General features: G+C 54.3%; 19 protein-coding genes and 2 tRNA genes. All 21 read right to left on the bottom strand.

Going from position 1 to position 19672, the window contains the following annotated elements:
* Positions 1–6: 6 nt before the first annotated feature.
* A tRNA-Lys gene (locus FD744_RS07100) sits at positions 7–82 on the bottom strand.
* A 52-nt stretch (positions 83–134) separates the two neighbouring features.
* Positions 135–210: transfer RNA gene (locus tag FD744_RS07105), tRNA-Lys, on the bottom strand.
* A 165-nt stretch (positions 211–375) separates the two neighbouring features.
* Positions 376–1185 (bottom strand): cell division protein CpoB, encoded by an 810-nt coding sequence (gene cpoB, locus FD744_RS07110; protein WP_160867857.1) that lies wholly within the window; start codon positions 1183–1185, stop codon positions 376–378.
* Between the two features lie 9 nt (positions 1186–1194).
* The gene (gene pal / locus FD744_RS07115) at positions 1195–1710 is read right to left on the bottom strand and encodes a peptidoglycan-associated lipoprotein Pal (RefSeq protein WP_034829168.1); all 516 of its coding nucleotides are present in this window, start codon (positions 1708–1710) and stop codon (positions 1195–1197) included.
* Between the two features lie 64 nt (positions 1711–1774).
* Complete coding sequence (gene tolB, locus FD744_RS07120) at positions 1775–3070, bottom strand: Tol-Pal system beta propeller repeat protein TolB (protein ID WP_160867858.1); 1296 nt, start codon at positions 3068–3070, stop codon at positions 1775–1777.
* A 115-nt stretch (positions 3071–3185) separates the two neighbouring features.
* Positions 3186–4472, bottom strand: a complete 1287-nt coding sequence (tolA, locus tag FD744_RS07125; protein WP_160867859.1) for a cell envelope integrity protein TolA — start codon at positions 4470–4472, stop codon at positions 3186–3188.
* Positions 4473–4497: 25 nt separating this feature from the next.
* Entirely contained in the window at positions 4498–4926 is a 429-nt protein-coding gene (gene tolR, locus FD744_RS07130) for a colicin uptake protein TolR (protein WP_034829164.1), read from the bottom strand.
* 13 nt (positions 4927–4939) lie between these two features.
* Positions 4940–5626 (bottom strand): Tol-Pal system protein TolQ, encoded by a 687-nt coding sequence (gene tolQ / locus FD744_RS07135; protein WP_034829162.1) that lies wholly within the window; start codon positions 5624–5626, stop codon positions 4940–4942.
* Positions 5623–6045, bottom strand: coding sequence for a tol-pal system-associated acyl-CoA thioesterase (ybgC, locus tag FD744_RS07140; RefSeq protein ID WP_202403431.1), 423 nt, complete (start codon positions 6043–6045; stop codon positions 5623–5625). Before ybgC ends, tolQ begins: the two co-directional genes overlap by 4 nt.
* 177 nt (positions 6046–6222) lie before the next feature.
* On the bottom strand, positions 6223–6516 hold the full coding sequence (gene ybgE / locus FD744_RS07145; RefSeq protein WP_045833524.1) for a cyd operon protein YbgE: 294 nt from the start codon (positions 6514–6516) through the stop codon (positions 6223–6225).
* Complete coding sequence (cydX, locus tag FD744_RS07150) at positions 6516–6629, bottom strand: cytochrome bd-I oxidase subunit CydX (protein WP_058962355.1); 114 nt, start codon at positions 6627–6629, stop codon at positions 6516–6518. Before cydX ends, ybgE begins: the two co-directional genes overlap by 1 nt.
* Positions 6630–6644: 15 nt before the next feature.
* Positions 6645–7784 (bottom strand): cytochrome d ubiquinol oxidase subunit II, encoded by a 1140-nt coding sequence (gene cydB, locus FD744_RS07155; protein WP_058962354.1) that lies wholly within the window; start codon positions 7782–7784, stop codon positions 6645–6647.
* Between the two features lie 11 nt (positions 7785–7795).
* Positions 7796–9367, bottom strand: coding sequence for a cytochrome ubiquinol oxidase subunit I (cydA, locus tag FD744_RS07160; RefSeq protein WP_160867861.1), 1572 nt, complete (start codon positions 9365–9367; stop codon positions 7796–7798).
* A gap of 702 nt (positions 9368–10069) precedes the next feature.
* Complete coding sequence (sucD, locus tag FD744_RS07165) at positions 10070–10945, bottom strand: succinate--CoA ligase subunit alpha (RefSeq protein WP_034829155.1); 876 nt, start codon at positions 10943–10945, stop codon at positions 10070–10072.
* Positions 10945–12111, bottom strand: coding sequence for an ADP-forming succinate--CoA ligase subunit beta (gene sucC / locus FD744_RS07170; RefSeq protein ID WP_097117414.1), 1167 nt, complete (start codon positions 12109–12111; stop codon positions 10945–10947). The genes sucD and sucC overlap by 1 nt, the downstream gene beginning before the upstream one ends.
* A 61-nt stretch (positions 12112–12172) precedes the next feature.
* Positions 12173–13393 (bottom strand): 2-oxoglutarate dehydrogenase complex dihydrolipoyllysine-residue succinyltransferase, encoded by a 1221-nt coding sequence (gene odhB / locus FD744_RS07175; protein WP_034829152.1) that lies wholly within the window; start codon positions 13391–13393, stop codon positions 12173–12175.
* 15 nt (positions 13394–13408) lie between these two features.
* The gene (sucA, locus tag FD744_RS07180) at positions 13409–16216 is read right to left on the bottom strand and encodes a 2-oxoglutarate dehydrogenase E1 component (protein WP_034829150.1); all 2808 of its coding nucleotides are present in this window, start codon (positions 16214–16216) and stop codon (positions 13409–13411) included.
* 209 nt (positions 16217–16425) lie between these two features.
* Positions 16426–17142 (bottom strand): succinate dehydrogenase iron-sulfur subunit, encoded by a 717-nt coding sequence (locus tag FD744_RS07185; protein WP_034829149.1) that lies wholly within the window; start codon positions 17140–17142, stop codon positions 16426–16428.
* A 14-nt stretch (positions 17143–17156) separates the two neighbouring features.
* The gene (sdhA, locus tag FD744_RS07190; protein ID WP_034829148.1) at positions 17157–18923 is read right to left on the bottom strand and encodes a succinate dehydrogenase flavoprotein subunit; all 1767 of its coding nucleotides are present in this window, start codon (positions 18921–18923) and stop codon (positions 17157–17159) included.
* Positions 18924–19271 (bottom strand): succinate dehydrogenase membrane anchor subunit, encoded by a 348-nt coding sequence (sdhD, locus tag FD744_RS07195; protein ID WP_058962135.1) that lies wholly within the window; start codon positions 19269–19271, stop codon positions 18924–18926.
* On the bottom strand, positions 19265–19654 hold the full coding sequence (sdhC, locus tag FD744_RS07200) for a succinate dehydrogenase cytochrome b556 subunit (RefSeq protein WP_034829146.1): 390 nt from the start codon (positions 19652–19654) through the stop codon (positions 19265–19267). The genes sdhD and sdhC overlap by 7 nt, the downstream gene beginning before the upstream one ends.
* Positions 19655–19672 lie beyond the last annotated feature (18 nt).

The following is a 19672-nucleotide window of genomic DNA, read 5'->3' on the forward strand; positions in this document are numbered from 1 at the left end:
ACTTGATGGTGGGTCGTGCAGGATTCGAACCTGCGACCAATTGATTAAAAGTCAACTGCTCTACCAACTGAGCTAACGACCCATCAAGGTTGTGAAGCTTCTGAAGAAAACATCTAACATACAGCAGGTTAAGATGGTGGGTCGTGCAGGATTCGAACCTGCGACCAATTGATTAAAAGTCAACTGCTCTACCAACTGAGCTAACGACCCATCTTCAGGCTGCCGGACGCTTTGTTAAACTGCCCGGGCAACGGCGGCATATATTACTGATTTAGCGGGAGGGCGCAACCCTTATTTATCACCAAATCACTCAATTGCTTACCTTTCATGCTGCAAGACCAGAAATCATACGAAATCCGGTCTCTGCTGCACAAATTACATCCCAGCCAGACGCTTTTGCGCCAGCTTGGCAGATTCGCTGGTCGGGAATTGTTTGATCACTTGTTGATAGACCGCTTTGGCTTTCGCCATATCGTTCTTCTCTTGCATGATCACGCCAACCTTAAACAGCGCTTCCGGGGCTTTCGGCGATTTCGCGTAATTCTTTACCACAGTGGCAAAATAATAAGCGGCATCATCTTTCTTGCCCTTGTTGTAATACAACTGACCGAGCCAGTAATTGGCATTGGGCTGGTAGGTGGAGTCAGGATACTTCTTCACCCACGCCTGCAGGGCCGTGATGGCCTGATCGAACTGTTTCTTCTCAAGAATCAGCGCAACTGCCGCATTGTAATCGGTATTCGCATCGCCGGTTTGTGCAGGGGCAGCGGAACTTCCACTGGCATTGCTACCACCTGCATCAGCGTTTCCCGCTGCTGCACCTGCGCCCGCCGCTGCGGCATCACCGTCACCGCTCGCCTGTGCCCCCGCATTACCGCTGCTCAACGTATCGATCTGCTGATAGAGCTGCTTCTGGCGCTCAATCACCTGATTAAGTTGATAGCTGTTCTGCTGGATTTGGCCGCGCAGCGAATCGATATCGCTTTGGTTGTCACTCATCTGCTGCTGCAACTGCTGCAGAAGCTGAGCCTGGGCATTGGAGATACGTTCAAGATTGGTGACACGGTCTTCGACCGAGCCTGAGCCAACGCTACTGATTGACGCCTGGGCATTAGCGGCCCAGGGGGCCGCTACGCCAACCAGTAACGACAGACTCAATAGATGAAGTCTGAAGTTACTCATCATGTCATGCTCTTAGTAAACCAGTACGGCACGACGGTTTTTAGCGTAAGCCGCTTCGTCATGACCCAGTACAGCTGGTTTTTCTTTACCGTAAGAAACGATAGACATCTGGTCAGCAGAAACGCCTTTACCCTGCAGGTACATTTTCACTGCGCTAGCACGACGTTCGCCCAGGGCGATGTTGTACTCTGGGGTACCGCGCTCATCCGCGTGACCTTCGATGGTGACTTTGTAAGACGGGTTGCCGCGCAGGAATGCTGCGTGCTGATCCAGCATCTGAGCATAGTCAGAAGCCACGTCATACTTGTCCAGACCGAAGTAAACGATGTTGTTCTGCTGCAGCTGCTGCATCTGCAGACGCGCTTGCTCATCAGAAGACATGTTACCGTTCTGGCCAGCACCGTAAGCGCCGTTGTCTGCGCCCATACCAGTCTGGTCGTTGTTGTTGTTTTTGTGCGAGCTACATGCAGCTACCGCGATTACCGGCAGAGCCAGCATCAAACCCTTCAGCACTTTGTTCAGTTGCATTTCTTTATCCTATTATTTTGTTTGCTATACATTGTCATCCCCCGCTATGCAGGGGACTCATGCATTACAGATACGGCGACCAGGCAGGGAATTTGACCTGTCCATCAGTTGCCGGAAGACGCGCTTTGAAACGCCCATCTGTTGAAACCAACTGCAACACGGAACCCATCCCCTGAGTAGAGCTATAGATTACCATCGTGCCGTTAGGCGCCAGACTTGGCGTCTCATCCAGGAACGTGTCCGTTATTGTTTGAACGGCTCCCGTTACCAGATCCTGTTTGGCGACATGCTGAGCGCCACCGGCGCTGCTGATCATCACCATGGTTTTGCCGTCAGTTGACACATCCGCATCCTGGTTCTGAGAACCTTCCCAGGTAATACGTTGTGGCGCACCGCCGTTGATACCCACTTTATAAATCTGAGGCGCACCTGCCTGATCCGAGGTATAGGCCAGTGTCTGGCTATCCGGGAACCAGGTCGGTTCGGTGCTGTTGTAGCGACCGTCGGTCACCTGACGCGTCTGACCTGAGGCCAGATCCATCACGTACAAGTTCAGGCTGCCAGTTTTAGACAGCGCGAACGCCAGTTTTGAACCATCCGGCGAGAAGGCCGGTGCACCGTTATGGCGCGGGTAAGAAGCCACCTGACGGATGGCACCGTTTGCCAGCGTTTGTACCACTAACGCCGACTTACCACTTTCAAAGGTCACGTAGGCCACTTTGCTGCCGTCTGGAGACCAGGCCGGTGACATCAATGGTTCTGGTGAACGGTGTACGGTAAACTGGTTGTAGCCATCGTAGTCTGATACGCGCAGTTCATACGGGAACTGACCGCCGTTGGTTTGCACCACATACGCGATACGCGTACGGAATGCGCCTTTGATACCAGTCAGCTTCTCAAACACTTCATCACTGGCGGTGTGGCCTGCATAACGCAGCCATTGCTTAGTGACTTTGTAAGAGTTCTGCGCCAGCACCGTGCCCGGTGCACCGCCGGTGTCCACCAGCTGGTAAGCGATCTGGTAGCTACCGTCCGGGTTTGGCGTGACCTGGCCCACGACAACCGCATCAATACCCAATGCGCTCCAGGCAGCAGGTTGCACTTCCTGCGCGCTGGTCGGCTGCTGTGGCAGACGTGAACGATCCAGCGGGTTGAATTTACCGCTATTGCGCAAGTCAGCCGCGACGATGCCGCCAATGTCTTCTGGCGCCGCGCCTGGGCCAGCCCATTTGAACGGCACCACACCAATTGGACGTGCGGTGTTCACGCCCTGCGTAATTTCAATGCGCACTTCTGCGTGCAGCATGGCTGCCCACAGCAGTACAAAAAAACCTAAGGTTACACGAAGTGCCTGCTTCATCTTTTCTCCCTTATCTGAACCTGAGTCCACGATAATTCGCACAGTTCCTGAAAAACACGAGTGTTCATAAATTACGGCAAGCTAACCTTAGTTCAACCTGCCGTGAGTTACTGCATTATTCCGGTTTGAAACGCATTGGGGCGTTTTTAAACACTTCATACACCGCTTGCGATGGCGGCTTAGGAATTCGAGCCTGCTTCGCGGCGGTGATTGCAGCCTGGCACAATGCCGGGTCGCCACCTTCTGCTTTGACATCAATCAGCAAACCGTCAGGTGCCAATTTGATACGCAGATTACACTCTTTACCCTTAAAGGTATCCGCATCGTAGAAGCGACTTTGAATCGCACCAACGACCTGGCCCATGTAAGAGTTAATCTCAGCGCCTGATGCACCCGCTTTCTTCTGATTCCCCTGCCCTGCCGCACCGCCAGAAGCCGTGCCACTTTTCGGTGCATTCTTACCGGACGAGAGGCCACCTAACAGGTCATCAACATCACTTTCATTCTTGGCAGCTTCAGAAGCGGCTTTCTTTTTAGCATCTGCGGCTGCTTTCGCTTTGGCTGCTGCATCAGCTTTCGCTTTCGCGGCAGCATCCGCTTTCGCTTTCGCATCGGCAGCCGCTTTCTCTTTCGCTGCCTCAGCGGCTTTCTCTTTTGCTTCTGCGGCAGCTTGCTCTTTAGCCTCTTTGGCTTCCTGAGCGGCTTTCGCCTTCGCATCAGCTGCAGCCTGCGCTTTGGCCTCGGCGGCAGCTTGCGCTTTCGCTTCGGCGGCGGCTTTGGCTTGCTCTACCGCTTTCTCTTTCGCCGCTTCAGCAGCCGCTGCTTTGGCCTGTTCGTCCGCTTTCTTCTTCGCGTCCGCTGCAGCCTGCTTCGCCTCTTCTACCGCTTTGGCTTTGGCATCTGCCGCCGCTTTAGCTTGCGCATCCGCTTCAGCTTTGGCGTCGGCCTTAGCTTTTGCGGCAGCCGCTTCTGCAGCTTTCTGCTGATCCTGCGCCTGCTTCGCGGCCGCTTCAGCGGCTTTCTGTTGCTCAGCTTGCTGTTTGGCCTGCTCTTTGGCTTCCTGCTGCGCCTGCAAACGCTCTTTTTCCAGCTCTTTTAGACGCTGCTGCTCAGCGGCTTGCTTCTGCTGTAACTCTTCAGCCTGCTGCTGTGATTGTTTCTGGCGCTGCTGTTCAGCACGTTGGCTGTCGCGTTGCTGATTCTGCTGGCGGTTGTACTGTTCAACCACCGCGCCGGAATCGACCATCACGGCATCAATGTCACTGCCGCCGCCACCGCCGCTGGATTCGATCTTTTCGTTAAACGAGCTCCAGATCAGCAGGGCGATCAGCACGATGTGCAGAATCACCGAAATGATTATCGCGCGTTTTAACTTGTCGTTCTGCTCGGTTACCTTCGACACTCTCGGATCCCAAAAACGGTTCGCTTTAAATCGGCTGTGTCATCAAACCGACAGATTTCACGCCTGCCTGATGTAACAGGTTCAACGCCTTGATGATTTCGTCGTAAGGCACATCCTTCGCGCCACCAATCAGGAATACCGTCTTTGGATTGGCTTCAATGCGGCGCTGTGCTTCGCTTACCACCTGTTCCGGCGGCAGCTGCGTCATACGATCGTGATCCACCACCAGGCTGTATTGCCCGACGCCAGCCACTTCAACAATGACCGGGGGATTATCATCCGTTGAGACCGTTTTCGAGTCGGTCGCATCAGGCAGGTCCACTTCCACGCTTTGCGTAATAATCGGCGCAGTTGCCATGAAGATGAGCAGCAACACCAACAGTACGTCCAGCAGTGGAACTATGTTGATTTCCGACTTAAGGTCGCGGCGCCCGCGACCACGGGTTCTGGCCATCGTTAACCTCGACTTACTTCGTGTTGTCGGTGGAGAAAGCCTGACGATGCAGGATAGCCGTGAACTCTTCCATAAAGTTGTCGTAGCCCTGCTCCAGCTTGTTGACGCGCTGGTTCAGACGGTTATACGCCATAACGGCAGGAATGGCCGCGAACAAACCGATGGCAGTGGCGATCAGCGCTTCGGCAATACCCGGCGCAACCATCTGCAACGTCGCCTGTTTCACCGCGCCAAGCGCGATAAAGGCGTGCATGATCCCCCACACCGTACCGAACAGACCGATATACGGGCTGATGGAACCAACGGTGCCAAGGAAAGGAATGTGGTTTTCCAGCGCTTCCAGCTCACGGTTCATTGAGATGCGCATCGCACGGCTGGCTCCCTCGACCACCGCTTCTGGCGCGTGGTTGTTAGCACGGTGCAAACGGGCAAACTCTTTGAAGCCCGAATAGAAAATTTGCTCAGATCCGCCCAGCTCATCGCGGCGTCCCTGGCTTTCCTGATACAGGCGCGATAACTCGATGCCTGACCAGAACTTATCTTCAAAGGCTTCGGCTTCGCGACCCGCCGCATTCAGGATGCGCGTGCGCTGAATAATGATCGCCCATGAGGCAATAGAAAAGCCGATCAAAATCAACATGATAAGTTTGACCAGAAGGCTCGCCTTCAGGAACAAATCAAGAACATTCATGTCAGTCACTGCTTGAACTCCGCGACAATAGACTTGGGAAGCGCAATCGGCTTCATTAGATGTGGGTTGATGCAGGTAATCAGGACTTCTGCTTCATTCAGCACTTTGCCTTCTGCATTCACGATACGCTGCGAGAACGTCATGGTGGCGCGAGTCATGGCGGTCACTTCACTCTGGATATCCAGAAGATCGTCAAGACGTGCTGCGGCAACAAAGTCTATCGTCATGCGTCGTACCACAAACGCCACCTGTTCTTCTAACAGGGCTTGTTGATTGAAATGGTGCTGGCGCAACATCTCGGTACGTGCTCGTTCATAGAAAGCAAGATAACTGGCGTGGTAAACCACACCACCGGCGTCGGTGTCTTCGTAGTAGACCCGAACCGGCCAGCGAAACAGCGTTGTACTCACTCTACATCCCGGTCTCATTTTAAACGTTGCTACTATACGCAAGTGAGATCGGCTTGGGAATGGTCCGCCAGAGCCAGGAGAAAATAATTATCACACGTTAACAACTGGAAGGAATTTCAGGATATTTCTTGACCAGGCGCTGACATAAACTCACGTCAGCGCCCGAATAAAGCGGATAAAAACAGCCTCGGGGACTCAATGATAGAACCAATAGATTCCCAGAATTAGTACGATCATCGCAGGCAACGGTGAAAACACGGCTCGCCAGCGCGTTTGCAATGGACGGAAGCCCGTACCATGAATCACGCCGGTGCACACCGCCCAAATCATCAATAATCCATGCCAGATGGCTAAGTCGCTCGTGCGGGCGGCAAAGCGTGACGGTTGCCAGATAACACAGCCCGCCAGCCACAGCGCCAGTATCAGCGAAAGGGCCCGTAACGGGCCCTTGTCCATCAGACGATACAGCGTCTGAATCAGTGTGCGCATCAGTGTTGTTTATCCTTTGCGCCACTCTCTTCTGCTTGCTCAATCGCCAGCGCCGTGATCACGCCAAACGCACAGGCCAGCAAAGTGCCAAGAATCCAGGCAAAATACCACATGCTCAATCTCCTTAATCAGTACAGGGAGTGCGTATTGCTCTCAATGTGTTCTTTGGTGATACGGCCAAACATCTTGTAATAACACCACGCGGTATAGGCGAGGATAATCGGGACAAAGATGATGGCGGCGAAGGTCATCACTTTCAACGTCAGCAGGCTTGAGGTGGCATCCCACATGGTCAGGCTAGTGCCCGGCACGGTGCTGGAAGGCATAATGAACGGGAACATCGCGATGCCTGCAGTCATGATGACGCATGCCAGCGTCAATGAAGAAAAGACAAACGCCCAGGCGCCCTTCTCCATGCGCGAACAGAGCACGGTCAGCAGCGGCAGCACCACGCCAAGCAGCGGGAACAGCCACAGGATTGGCGTCTGTTCAAAGTTCACCATCCACGCACCGGCTTCACGCACCACTTCTTTGCCCAGCGGGTTGGATGCAGCGTGATGATCGATGACGCTTTTCACCACATAGCCATCTATTCCGTATTTCACCCACACACCGGCTAATACGAAGCACACCATCATCACCAGCGCACTGATTTGCGCGGTGCCGCGCGCTCGCAGGTGCAGATCGCCGTTGGTACGCATCTGCAGATAGGTCGCACCCTGTGTCAGGATCATCGCGACGCTGATCACACCCGCCAGCAAGCCAAACGGATTGAGTAACTGGAAGAAGTTACCGGTGTAGAACAGACGCAGATACTCATCCGCATGGAAAGGTACGCCCTGCAGCAAGTTGCCGAAGGCCACGCCAATCACCAGTGGTGGTACAAAGCTGCCGATGAAAATGCCCCAGTCCCAGGTGTTGCGCCAGCGCATGTCCTCAATCTTCGAACGGTAGTCAAAACCCACCGGGCGGAAGAACAGCGAAGCCAGCACCAGAATCATCGCCACATAGAAGCCGGAAAACGCGGCGGCGTAAACCATTGGCCAGGCGGCAAACAGCGCGCCACCCGCGGTGATCAGCCATACCTGGTTGCCGTCCCAGTGCGGGGCGATGCTGTTAATCATGATACGTCGTTCGGTATCGGTACGGCCAAGGATGCGCGTCAGCATACCGACCCCCATATCAAACCCGTCGGTAACCGCAAAGCCAATTAGCAGCACGCCAATCAGCAACCACCAGACAAAGCGCAATACTTCATAATCAAACATGGTTGCTCTCCTTATCCACGAACGGGCTGAGCAGCCGCTTTCACGGTCTCATGATGGTAGCGGCCAGTCTTCAGGCTGCTAGGACCCAGACGGGCGAACTTGAACATCAGGTACATTTCCGCCACCAGGAAAATGGTGTAGAGACCGCAAATCAGAATCATTGAGAACAGCAGATCGCCAACGGTCAGTGAGGAGTTCGCTACGGCGGTTGGCAACACTTCACCAATCGCCCAAGGCTGACGGCCGTACTCTGCAACAAACCAGCCCGATTCAATGGCAATCCATGGCAGCGGAATACCGTACAGCGCCGCCTTGAGCAGCCAACGGCTCTTACCAATGCGGTTGCGAATCACACTCAGGAATGACAGAGCGATAATACCCAGCAGCAACACGCCACACAGCACCATGATGCGGAAGGCGAAATAGAGCGGAGCCACACGTGGAATCGAATCCTGTGTCGCTTTCTGAATCTGCGCTTCAGTCGCATTCGCCACATCCGGGGTGTAGCGCTTCAGCAGCAAGCCATAACCGAGATCCTGTTTGCTGGCTTCGAATTGGCTACGCACCGCAGGATCTTTACTGCCCGCGCGCAGTTCATTCAGCAACGCGTAGGCTTTCATGCCGTTGCGGATGCGCACTTCATGTTGCGACAGCAGATCTTTCAGACCGGTGACCGGCGTATCCACCGATCGCGTCGCAATTAGCCCGAGCAAATACGGGATTTGAATCGCGTACTTGTTCTCCTTCGAATCCTGATCGGGAATACCAAACAGCGTGAAGGCCGCAGGTGCAGGCTGCGTTTCCCACTCGGCTTCAATCGCTGCGAGTTTGGTTTTCTGTACGTCACCCATTTCATAACCGGATTCATCACCCAGCACGATAACGGACAGAATCGCGGCCATGCCAAAGCTGGCTGCAATACCGAATGAGCGCTTAGCGAAAGCCACATCGCGGCCTTTCAGCAGATACCAGGCACTGATACCCAGCACAAACATCGCGCCAGCGGTGTAACCTGCCGCCACAGTGTGGACAAATTTCACCTGCGCAACCGGGTTGAGCACCAGCTCGGAGAAGCTCACCATCTCCATGCGCATGGTTTCGAAATTAAATTCGGATGCGATCGGGTTTTGCATCCAGCCGTTCGCCACCAGAATCCACAACGCAGACATGTTAGAACCGAGCGCCACCAGCCAGGTTACCGCCAGGTGCTGGACTTTGCCAAGGCGATCCCAACCGAAGAAGAACAGACCGACAAAGGTGGATTCAAGGAAGAACGCCATCAAGCCTTCAATGGCGAGCGGCGCACCAAAGATATCGCCGACGTAATGGGAGTAATATGACCAGTTGGTCCCGAACTGAAACTCCATGGTGAGACCGGTTGCGACACCCAGCGCAAAGTTGATACCGAACAACTTGCCCCAGAACTTGGTCATGTCTTTATAAATTTGCTTACCCGTCAGGACATATACGGTTTCCATGATCGCCAACAAAAACGCCATACCCAGCGTTAAGGGGACGAACAGGAAATGGTACATCGCCGTCAGGGCAAACTGTAAACGCGACAGCTCGACAATATCTAACATGATGACTCCTTGCTCCTCGCATGAATTTACTCTGCGGCTGACAACGGTAAACAACGAACATTGACGTGCAGAATAAGATCCAGGAACGACTGATTATTGATTCCAGTTTTATTACTGACAGAACAGAGAAATCTGTAGCCCGAAATGAGTGAGTAACAGTGTTGAAAATTTCCCGAAAAACCGATCGCTTCAATCTGTTTCGAGCAGGAGTGTGATGCAAGAAGGCGGCAGAATTGCGCTAACAACGCCTGGCTCAAACTCCTGAAAATTCGCGGAAAAGACTGAATTGATGCAGCGCAATTTATACCGTTTGTCGTGCGTGATGCCAGCAGTAAAGTTTGTTATATCTCACCCTTTATTGATCTGGATTAAGACAATATTTTTTCAGATATGTAGTGTTAGCGTTGTTGTTAATTAGTTGTCATGAACGCGTGATGCAATTACGGAAATAATTACTTCTCCCGTATTTTTTTAACGTTAATACCGGATACTCAGGTTTAATTTCCCCTGTGAGATCACGCACATTTTCCTATCTTTACCTTACCAACTCAGTAAGCATAGCCGCAGATTTTATCTCCGTTACGGTTTTTCCCTGCTTTTTGTGTGACTCTGCACAGGGCGCTGTTGCCACTGGCTACCCCTCTCTTTCAGACATAAAAAAAGCCACCCGAAGGTGGCTTCATGCGCATCAACAGTGATGACTTATTTGATTGGCAGAACTGCTTTAACGGCGTCGCCAATGTCAGCCAGGCTGCGTACGGTTTTCACACCGGCCGCTTCCAGCGCGGCGAATTTCTCGTCAGCGGTGCCTTTACCACCAGCAATGATGGCGCCTGCGTGGCCCATACGTTTGCCTTTCGGTGCAGTTACACCCGCGATGTAGCCGACAACCGGCTTGGTCACGTGCTCTTTAATGAAGGCTGCGGCTTCTTCTTCAGCGCTACCACCGATCTCACCGATCATCACGATCACTTCGGTCTGTGGATCGTCCTGGAACATTTTCAGGATATCGATGAAGTTAGAGCCTGGGATCGGGTCACCACCGATGCCCACGCAGGTTGACTGGCCATAGCCGATGTCAGTGGTCTGCTTAACCGCTTCATAGGTCAGGGTGCCTGAACGAGACACGATACCTACGCGGCCTGGCTGGTGAATGTGACCTGGCATGATACCGATCTTACATTCGCCTGGGGTGATCACACCTGGGCAGTTCGGGCCAATCATGCGCACGCCAGCTTCATCCAGCTTCACTTTCACGGTCAGCATATCCAGCGTTGGGATGCCTTCGGTGATGGTGATGATCAGTTTGATGCCTGCATCAATCGCTTCCAGGATACCGTCTTTGCAGAACGGGGCTGGAACGTAGATCACGGTAGCAGTGGCGCCAGTGGCTTCTACTGCTTCACGCACGGTGTTGAACACTGGCAGACCGAGATGTGTGGTGCCGCCTTTGCCTGGCGTTACACCGCCAACCAGTTGCGTACCATAGGCCAAAGCCTGCTCAGAGTGGAAAGTCCCCTGGCCACCGGTGAAACCCTGGCAAATGACTTTGGTGTTTTTGTCGATAAGAATGGACATTATTTACCCTCCGCGGCAGCAACAACACGCTGCGCAGCGTCTGTCAGGCTGGTTGCTGCAATGATGTTCAGACCGCTGTCCGCCAGTTTCTGCGCGCCCAGCTCGGCGTTGTTACCTTCCAGACGTACCACCACTGGCACGTTCACACCCACTTCTGCAACTGCACCGATGATGCCGTCTGCGATCAGGTCGCAACGCACGATGCCGCCGAAGATGTTAACGAATACCGCTTTAACGGCATCATCAGACAGGATGATTTTGAAGGCTTCGGTTACGCGCTCTTTGGTCGCGCCGCCGCCGACATCAAGGAAGTTAGCTGGCTGGCCACCGTGGTGTTTCACGATGTCCATGGTACCCATTGCCAGACCGGCACCGTTCACCATACAGCCGATGTTGCCATCCAGCGCAACGTAGTTCAGTTCCCACTGTGTTGCGTGTGCTTCACGTGGATCTTCCTGGCTTGGATCGCGCATTTCACGCAACTCAGGCTGACGGAACAATGCGTTACCGTCGGCGCCCAGCTTGCCATCGAGGCAGATCAGGTCGCCCTGCTTGGTGATCACCAGCGGGTTGATCTCAACCATCGCCAGATCGCGTTCCAGGAACATGGTCGCCAGACCCATGAAGATTTTGGTGAACTGGCTAACTTGCTTACCGGACAGGCCCAGTTTGAACGCCAACTCACGACCCTGGTATGGCTGAGGTCCGGCCAGCGGATCCAATGCCATTTTGTGGATCAGGTGCGGGGTTTCTTCCGCCACTTTCTCGATTTCCACGCCGCCTTCAGTTGAAGCCATGAAGATCACGCGACGGGTAGCACGGTCAACTACCGCACCCAGATAGAGTTCCTGGTCGATGTCAGTCGCGGCTTCAACCAGAATCTGGTTTACCGGCTGGCCATCAGCATCAGTTTGGTAGGTCACCAGACGCTTGCCCAACCAATGCTCAGCAAATGCACGGATATCTTCCTTGCTGTTCACCACTTTCACGCCACCCGCTTTACCGCGGCCACCGGCATGTACCTGACATTTTACTACCCACGGACCTGCGCCAATTTTAGAGGCGGCTTCTTCTGCTTCACGTGGCGTAGCGCAGGCGTAACCAGTTGGAGCTGGCATGCCATAGCGAGCAAACAACTGCTTCGCCTGGTATTCATGTAAGTTCATGATGTTCTATCCATTCAGATATGAGTTTGGGCGCACCGTTGTGCGATGCGCCCGGCGAAAATTAGACGTCCAGCAGCAGACGTGCCGGATCTTCCAGCATCTCTTTCACCGCGACCAGATAGCCCACGGATTCACGGCCATCGATCAGACGGTGGTCATAAGAGAGTGCCAGATACATCATTGGCAGGATCACAACCTGACCATTGACCGCCATCGGGCGCTCTTTGATCGCGTGCATGCCCAGAATCGCGCTCTGCGGTGGGTTGATGATCGGGGTAGACATCAGGGAACCGAACACACCGCCGTTGGTGATGGTGAAGTTACCGCCGGTCAGCTCGTCAACCGTCAGCTTACCGTCACGGCCTTTCACCGCCAGTTCTTTAATTTTCTTCTCGATGTCAGCCATGCTCAACGCATCAACATCTTTCAGCACTGGGGTTACCAGGCCGCGCGGGGTAGATACCGCGATGCTGACGTCGAAGTAGTTGTGGTAAACCACATCTTCGCCATCGATAGAAGCGTTCACTTCTGGATAGCGTTTCAGGGCTTCAACCACCGCTTTGATGTAGAAGGACATGAAGCCCAGACGCACACCGTGACGTTTCTCAAACGCGTCGCCGTACTGCTTGCGCAGATCCATGATCGGCTTCATGTTGATTTCGTTGAAAGTGGTCAGCATCGCGGTGCTGTTTTTCGCTTCCAGCAGACGCTCAGCCACACGCTTACGCAGACGCGTCATTGGTACGCGTTTTTCGCTGCGGTTAGCCACAGCAGCCTGAGGTGCTGCAGCCGCTGCTGCAGGCGCCGCTTTCGCGCCGTCAGCTTTCTTCGCGACATGCTTCTCAACATCTTCACGCGTCAGACGACCACCCACACCGGTGCCTTTAATCTGGCTCGCGTCGAGGTTGTTTTCAGCGATCAGGCGACGAACCGCTGGGCTCAGCGCATCGTTGCTCTCTTCTTCCAGAGACGCGGTTTTACGCTGTTCTGGTGTCGCTTCTTTCGTTTCTACTTTCGCAGAGGTCTCTTTACCACCGCTGTTGCCTTCCACCAGGCGGCCTAACAGCTGGCGCGAGAGCACCGTAGCGCCTTCGTCTTCCAGAATCGCTTCCAGTACACCGTCTGCTGAAGCAGGCACTTCAAGCACAACTTTGTCCGTTTCAATCTCAACCAGTACTTCATCGCGACTGACCGCATCGCCGGGTTTTTTGTGCCAGGTTGCAACCGTTGCATCCGCTACGGATTCAGGCAAATCGGGAACCAGAATTTCTACGCTACTCATTTTCTTTCCTTTTAATTAACCAAGGTTCAGCGCGTCGTTAACCAGGTCTTGCTGCTGTTGTTGATGTACGGACATGTAGCCCACGGCTGGTGAAGCAGAAGCCGGACGACCTGCGTAACGCAGTGACGCACCGAAGGGAACCACTTCGCGGAAATGATGCTGACTGCAATACCATGCGCCCTGGTTCAGTGGCTCTTCCTGACACCAGACGAAATCCTGCACATGCGCATAATTTTTCAATACGTCCTGCACCACTTTGTGCGGGAACGGATAGAGCTGTTCGATACGCACGATGGCGACATCGGTCTGCTCATTCTTGCGACGCTGTTCCAGCAGATCGTAATAAACCTTACCGGAACACATCACCACGCGTTTCACTTGTTTCGGATCCAGATCGTCAATCTCGCCAATCGCTGGCTGGAAGCTACCATTGGCCAGCTCTTCCAGGCTGGAGACCGCCAGTGGATGGCGCAGCAGCGATTTCGGTGACATCACAATCAGCGGGCGGCGCATACCGCGCAGCGCTTGACGACGCAGCATGTGGTAAACCTGTGCTGGCGTTGATGGCACGCATACCTGCATGTTCTGTTCAGCACAGAGTTGCAGATAGCGCTCCAGACGCGCAGAGGAGTGCTCTGGCCCCTGACCTTCATAACCGTGTGGCAGCAGCATCACGAGGCCACACATACGGCCCCACTTCTGCTCGCCGGAGCTGATGAACTGGTCGATCACCACCTGAGCACCGTTGGCGAAGTCACCGAACTGCGCTTCCCAAATGGTCAGCACGCGCGGTTCTGCGGTGGCATAGCCGTATTCAAAGGCCAGTACCGCTTCTTCTGACAGCACGGAATCCCAGACCTTGAACTGACCCTGCCCGTTATGGACATGGTGCAGCGGGGTATAGGTTGAGCCGTTGGTTTGGTTGTGGATCACCGCATGACGGTGGAAGAAGGTGCCGCGGCCGGAGTCTTCACCCGACAGACGAACAGGAATGCCTTCATCAACCAAGGTCGCGTACGCCAGGTTTTCCGCGCCGCCCCAGTCAAATGGCTTGTTGCCTTCCGCCATCTCTTTACGGTCATTGTAAATCTTAGCCACGCGCGACTGCACTTCGACGGCTTCCGGTACGCTGCTGATGCGGCGCGCCAGCTCTTGCAGGCGTTTGTACTCAACCGTGGCAGGATAGTTTTCATCCCACTCGTGGTTCAGGTACGGCGACCATGTGAAGGAGTGCAGGCTCATCGGACGCCATTCTGGCACCACGCATTCGCCTTCATCCAACGCATCACGGTAGAGATTGACCAGTTCGGTCGCATCTTCTAACGTCGCCACACCTTCGCTTTCCAGCTGATCGGCGTAGATCTTACGTGGCGTTGGGTGTTTCTTGATTTTCTGGTACATCAGCGGCTGGGTTGCACTTGGCTCATCCGCTTCGTTATGGCCGTGACGGCGGTAGCACACCAGATCGATAAACACGTCGCGTTTAAAGGTGTTGCGATAATCCAGCGCCAGGCGAGTCACGAAGGCCACCGCTTCTGGATCGTCCGCATTCACGTGGAAGATTGGCGCCAGAACCATTTTGCCGATGTCGGTGCAGTAAGGCGTTGAACGCGCATCTTTCGGGTTCGAGGTGGTGAAACCTACCTGGTTGTTAATCACGATGCGAACGGTACCGCCCACTTCGTAACCGCGCGCCGCAGACATGTTCAGGGTTTCCTGCACCACGCCCTGGCCGATCACCGCCGCATCACCGTGGATGGTGATCGGCAGAACTTTGTTGCTGCTTGGCTCAGCCAGACGATCCAGACGTGCACGCACCGAACCCATGACCACTGGGCTTACGATTTCGAGGTGTGACGGGTTAAACGCCAGCGCCAGGTGCACTAAACCACCTTCGGTTTCAACGTCAGACGAGAAGCCCATGTGGTACTTCACGTCGCCGGTGCCGAGGTGCTCTTTGTGTTTGCCGGAGAATTCGTCAAACAGATCCTGTGGCTTTTTACCCAGTACGTTGATCAGGACGTTGAGACGACCACGGTGCGCCATCCCCAGTACCACTTCACGCGTACCGCTTTTGCCTGCATGGCGAATCATTTCGCGCAGCATCGGCACCAGTGCATCACCGCCTTCCAGTGAGAAGCGTTTTGCACCCGGGAATTTCGCGCCAAGGTATTTTTCCAGACCTTCAGCCGCAGTCAGCTCTTTCAGGAAACCTTTTTTCTCGTCGCTGCTGAATGACGCATGGCCGACCACCGATTCCAGACGCTGCTGAATCCAGCGTTTCTCATCGGTGTTGTTGATGTGCATGTACTCTGCACCAATCGAGCCACAATAGGTCTGCTGCAGCGCCGCGAACAGATCAGCCAGCTTCATGGTCTCTTTACCAATGGCAAAGGAACCTACGTTAAAGCTTTCCTGAAAATCGGCGTCGGTGAGATCGTGATAAGCCGGATCCAGATCCGCCACCCGATCCTGTTTCCACAGGCCGAGCGGATCGAGGTTAGCGTGCTGATGGCCGCGGAAGCGGAACGCATTGATCAGCTGCAGCACTTTAACCTGTTTGGAATTAGTAGCCGGATCGGTGACTGAGGATGTGTAGCGGGTCGCATCTTTTGCCAGGCGGCGGAAGTAATCACGCGTGGTGGAGTGAAACTGCTCAGGTTTCACGCCAGTGCCGGGCAGCTGTTGGAACAGCTCGCGCCACATTTCATCAACTGAGTCAGGATCGGTCAGGAAATCCTCATAGAGTTGCTCTATGTAGGATTGGTTCGCGCCGGCCAGCCAGGAGGAGTCCAGCCAGGGTTTCATCGCGCTGTTCTGCATTGTGATCCCTTAAGCATTAATCTGCTTTTTATGAGGTTTCATTTGTTGCCGCTTTCGCGGCTTGCCGTAGTGAGTTCAGCGATACGAACCTGTGCGCAACCGGCGCCTGGCCCGTAAGGGAACCTTTATAAGCGTGGTCAGTACCGCGCTTATAAAGGCTTCCGTAAACTGCCGGGAACCTTAAGTTCCCGGACAGTGACTTCAGTGTGTTACGCCCCGCGTTGCAGCAGCATCGACTTAATATGGCCGATAGCGCGCGTCGGGTTTAGTCCTTTCGGGCACACGCTCACACAGTTCATGATGCTGTGACAGCGGAATACACTGAAAGCATCGTTCAGATTGTCCAGACGCGCATCGGTTTCGGTATCGCGGCTGTCGATCAGGAAACGGTAAGCGGCTAACAAACCTGCCGGACCGATGAACTTGTCCGGGTTCCACCAGAACGATGGGCACGAGGTCGAGCAGCAAGCGCACAGAATACACTCGTACAATCCATCCAGGTGCTCACGGTCTGCCGGGGTCTGCAGATGCTCGCGTGCTGGCGGATTTTCCCCATTATTCAACAGGAAAGGCTTAATCTTCTCATACTGCGTATAGAATTGTCCCATATCAACGACGAGGTCGCGGATCACCGGCAAACCAGGCAGTGGACGGATAACAATTTTCTTCGTGCCATTACCCAGCGCGGAGACTGGCGTGATGCAGGCCAGACCGTTTTTACCGTTCATGTTGAGGCCGTCAGAACCGCAAACACCTTCACGGCATGAGCGACGGAAGGCCAGCGTTGGGTCCTTCTCTTTCAGACGAATCAACGCGTCCAGCAACATCATGTCACGACCGTCTTCTGACTCCAGCGTGTATTCCTGCATACGCGGTTTGTCATCGACTTCCGGGTTGTAACGATAGATAGAAAATTCGAGTCTCATGATGATCTCCGCAATTAGTAGGTACGCGCTTTCGGCGGGAAGGCCGCACGCAGTTTCGGTTGCATGTTCACCTCACGGCGCGTCATGCTTTCCGTTTGCGGAACATAGAGGCTGTGACACAGCCAGTTAGCATCATCACGTTCCGGGTAGTCGAAGCGGCTGTGTGCGCCACGGCTTTCGGTACGGAAGTTTGCAGCGACCGCCGTGGCGTACGCGGTTTCCATCAGGTTATCCAGCTCAAGGCACTCGATACGTTGGGTGTTGAAATCTGGCGAACGGTCATCAAGACGCGCTGACTTCAGGCGTTCACGAATCACTTTCAGCTCTTCCAGACCTTCACGCATCGCATCACCTTCGCGGAATACCGAGAAGTTGTTCTGCATGCAACGCTGCAACGCTTTACGGATTTCAACCGGATCTTCACCCGTGGTGTTGTTTTCCCAGCGGTTGAAGCGCGCCATGGCGGCATCAATGTTTTCCTGCGTGGCTTCGCGCAGTTCACCCTGCTCTTCCAGACACTCCAGCAGGTGCACACCCGCCGCGCGGCCAAATACCACCAGGTCGAGCAACGAGTTACCGCCAAGACGGTTAGCGCCGTGTACTGATACACAAGCAATTTCGCCTACCGCGAACAGGCCCGGAATCACTTCGTCTTCACCCTGCTCGTTCACGCGCAGCGCCTGACCGGTCACTTTGGTCGGCACGCCGCCCATCATGTAGTGGCAGGTTGGAATAACCGGAATCGGCTCTTTAATCGGATCGACGTGCGCAAAGGTACGCGACAGCTCAAGGATACCCGGCAGACGCGATTCCAAAACTTCTGCGCCCAGATGATCGAGTTTCAGCTTGATGTGCGGGCCCCATGGACCGTCACAACCACGGCCTTCACGAATTTCCACCATCATGGAGCGTGCGACCACGTCACGACCTGCCAGGTCTTTGGCGTTTGGCGCATAACGCTCCATGAAGCGTTCGCCGTGTTTGTTCAGCAGGTATCCACCTTCACCACGGCAACCTTCAGTTACCAGCACACCCGCACCGGCGATACCGGTTGGGTGGAACTGCCACATTTCCATATCCTGCACCGGCACACCGGCACGCAGCGCCATACCTACGCCGTCACCGGTGTTGATGTGCGCGTTAGTGGTGGACTGGTAAATACGGCCAGCACCGCCCGTTGCCAGAATGGTCGCTTTCGCTTTGAAGTAAACGGTTTCACCGGTTTCCATGCAGATAGCGGTACAGCCGACAATCGCACCGTCTTCATTTTTCACCAGATCCAGCGCATACCATTCGGAGAAGATGGTGGTTTTGTTTTTCAGGTTCTGCTGATACAGGGTATGCAGCAGTGCGTGGCCAGTACGGTCGGCTGCCGCAGCGGTACGCGCCGCCTGCTCACCGCCGAAGTTCTTCGACTGACCACCAAACGGACGCTGATATACGCGGCCGTCATCAAGACGGGAGAAAGGCAGACCCATGTGTTCCAGTTCCAGAATCGCTTCCGGACCGACGTGACACATATACTCGATCGCGTCCTGGTCACCGATATAGTCGGAGCCTTTGACGGTATCGTACATATGCCATTCCCAGTTATCTTCATGGGTGTTACCCAGCGCAACGGTAATACCGCCCTGCGCCGATACGGTATGAGAACGGGTTGGGAAAACTTTGGATAACAGGGCACAAGTCTGGCCCGATTGGGAGATTTGCAGAGCCGCGCGCATTCCCGCGCCACCCGCGCCGATCACCACGGCATCAAATTCTCTGACTGGCAAACTCATTTACACACCCCACACAACAACGATTCCATAAACGGCATACGACAACAGCGCGACCACAATCACAAACTGCAGCAGCAAGCGGGTTGCTACTGGTTTAACGTAATCGGTCAGGACCTGCCACATGCCAATCCAGCCGTGGACCAGAATCGAGAACAGCGTCAGTATCGTAAACACTTTCGTGAAGGCAGAGGCGAAGAAGCCGTGCCAGGCGTCATAGGTCAGGGTGCCGGTCATAACCACAAAACCAAGGAGGTAGATGATGTAGAGCGTCATTAAGATTGCAGCAGCACGCAGTAACAGCCAGTCATGAATACCGTTGCGTCCTAATGCAGAAGCATTGCTTACCATACGAGGACTCCAGCCAAAATTGAGAGCACGACAGTGATACCAAAAGCCGCTTGCGCGGAACGGGTTCCCACCTGCAGGGTTTCTTCCATAAAGCCAAAATCAGCCAGCATATGACGAATACCGCCCACGACGTGGTACGCCAGCGCAGTCAGGATGCCCCACATGATGAATTTGGCGAAGAAGCTGTCCATGATGGAAGCCGCTTGCTGGAAGCCTTCAGGAGAAGAGAGAGAGAGACCCAGTAACCAGAGCAGTATTCCGAGAGCGACAAAGGTGATCACGCCGGAGACGCGGTGGAGAATGGACGATATTGCAGTAACGGGAAACCGGATCGTCGAGAGATCCAAGTTAACAGGTCTTTGTTTTTTCACGGTTTTGCCCACACAGCTCTTTTTTATTTT

Origin of the sequence: Pantoea sp. Taur (assembly GCF_009830025.1) — a bacterium.
Classification (GTDB): Bacteria; Pseudomonadota; Gammaproteobacteria; order Enterobacterales; family Enterobacteriaceae; genus Pantoea; species Pantoea communis.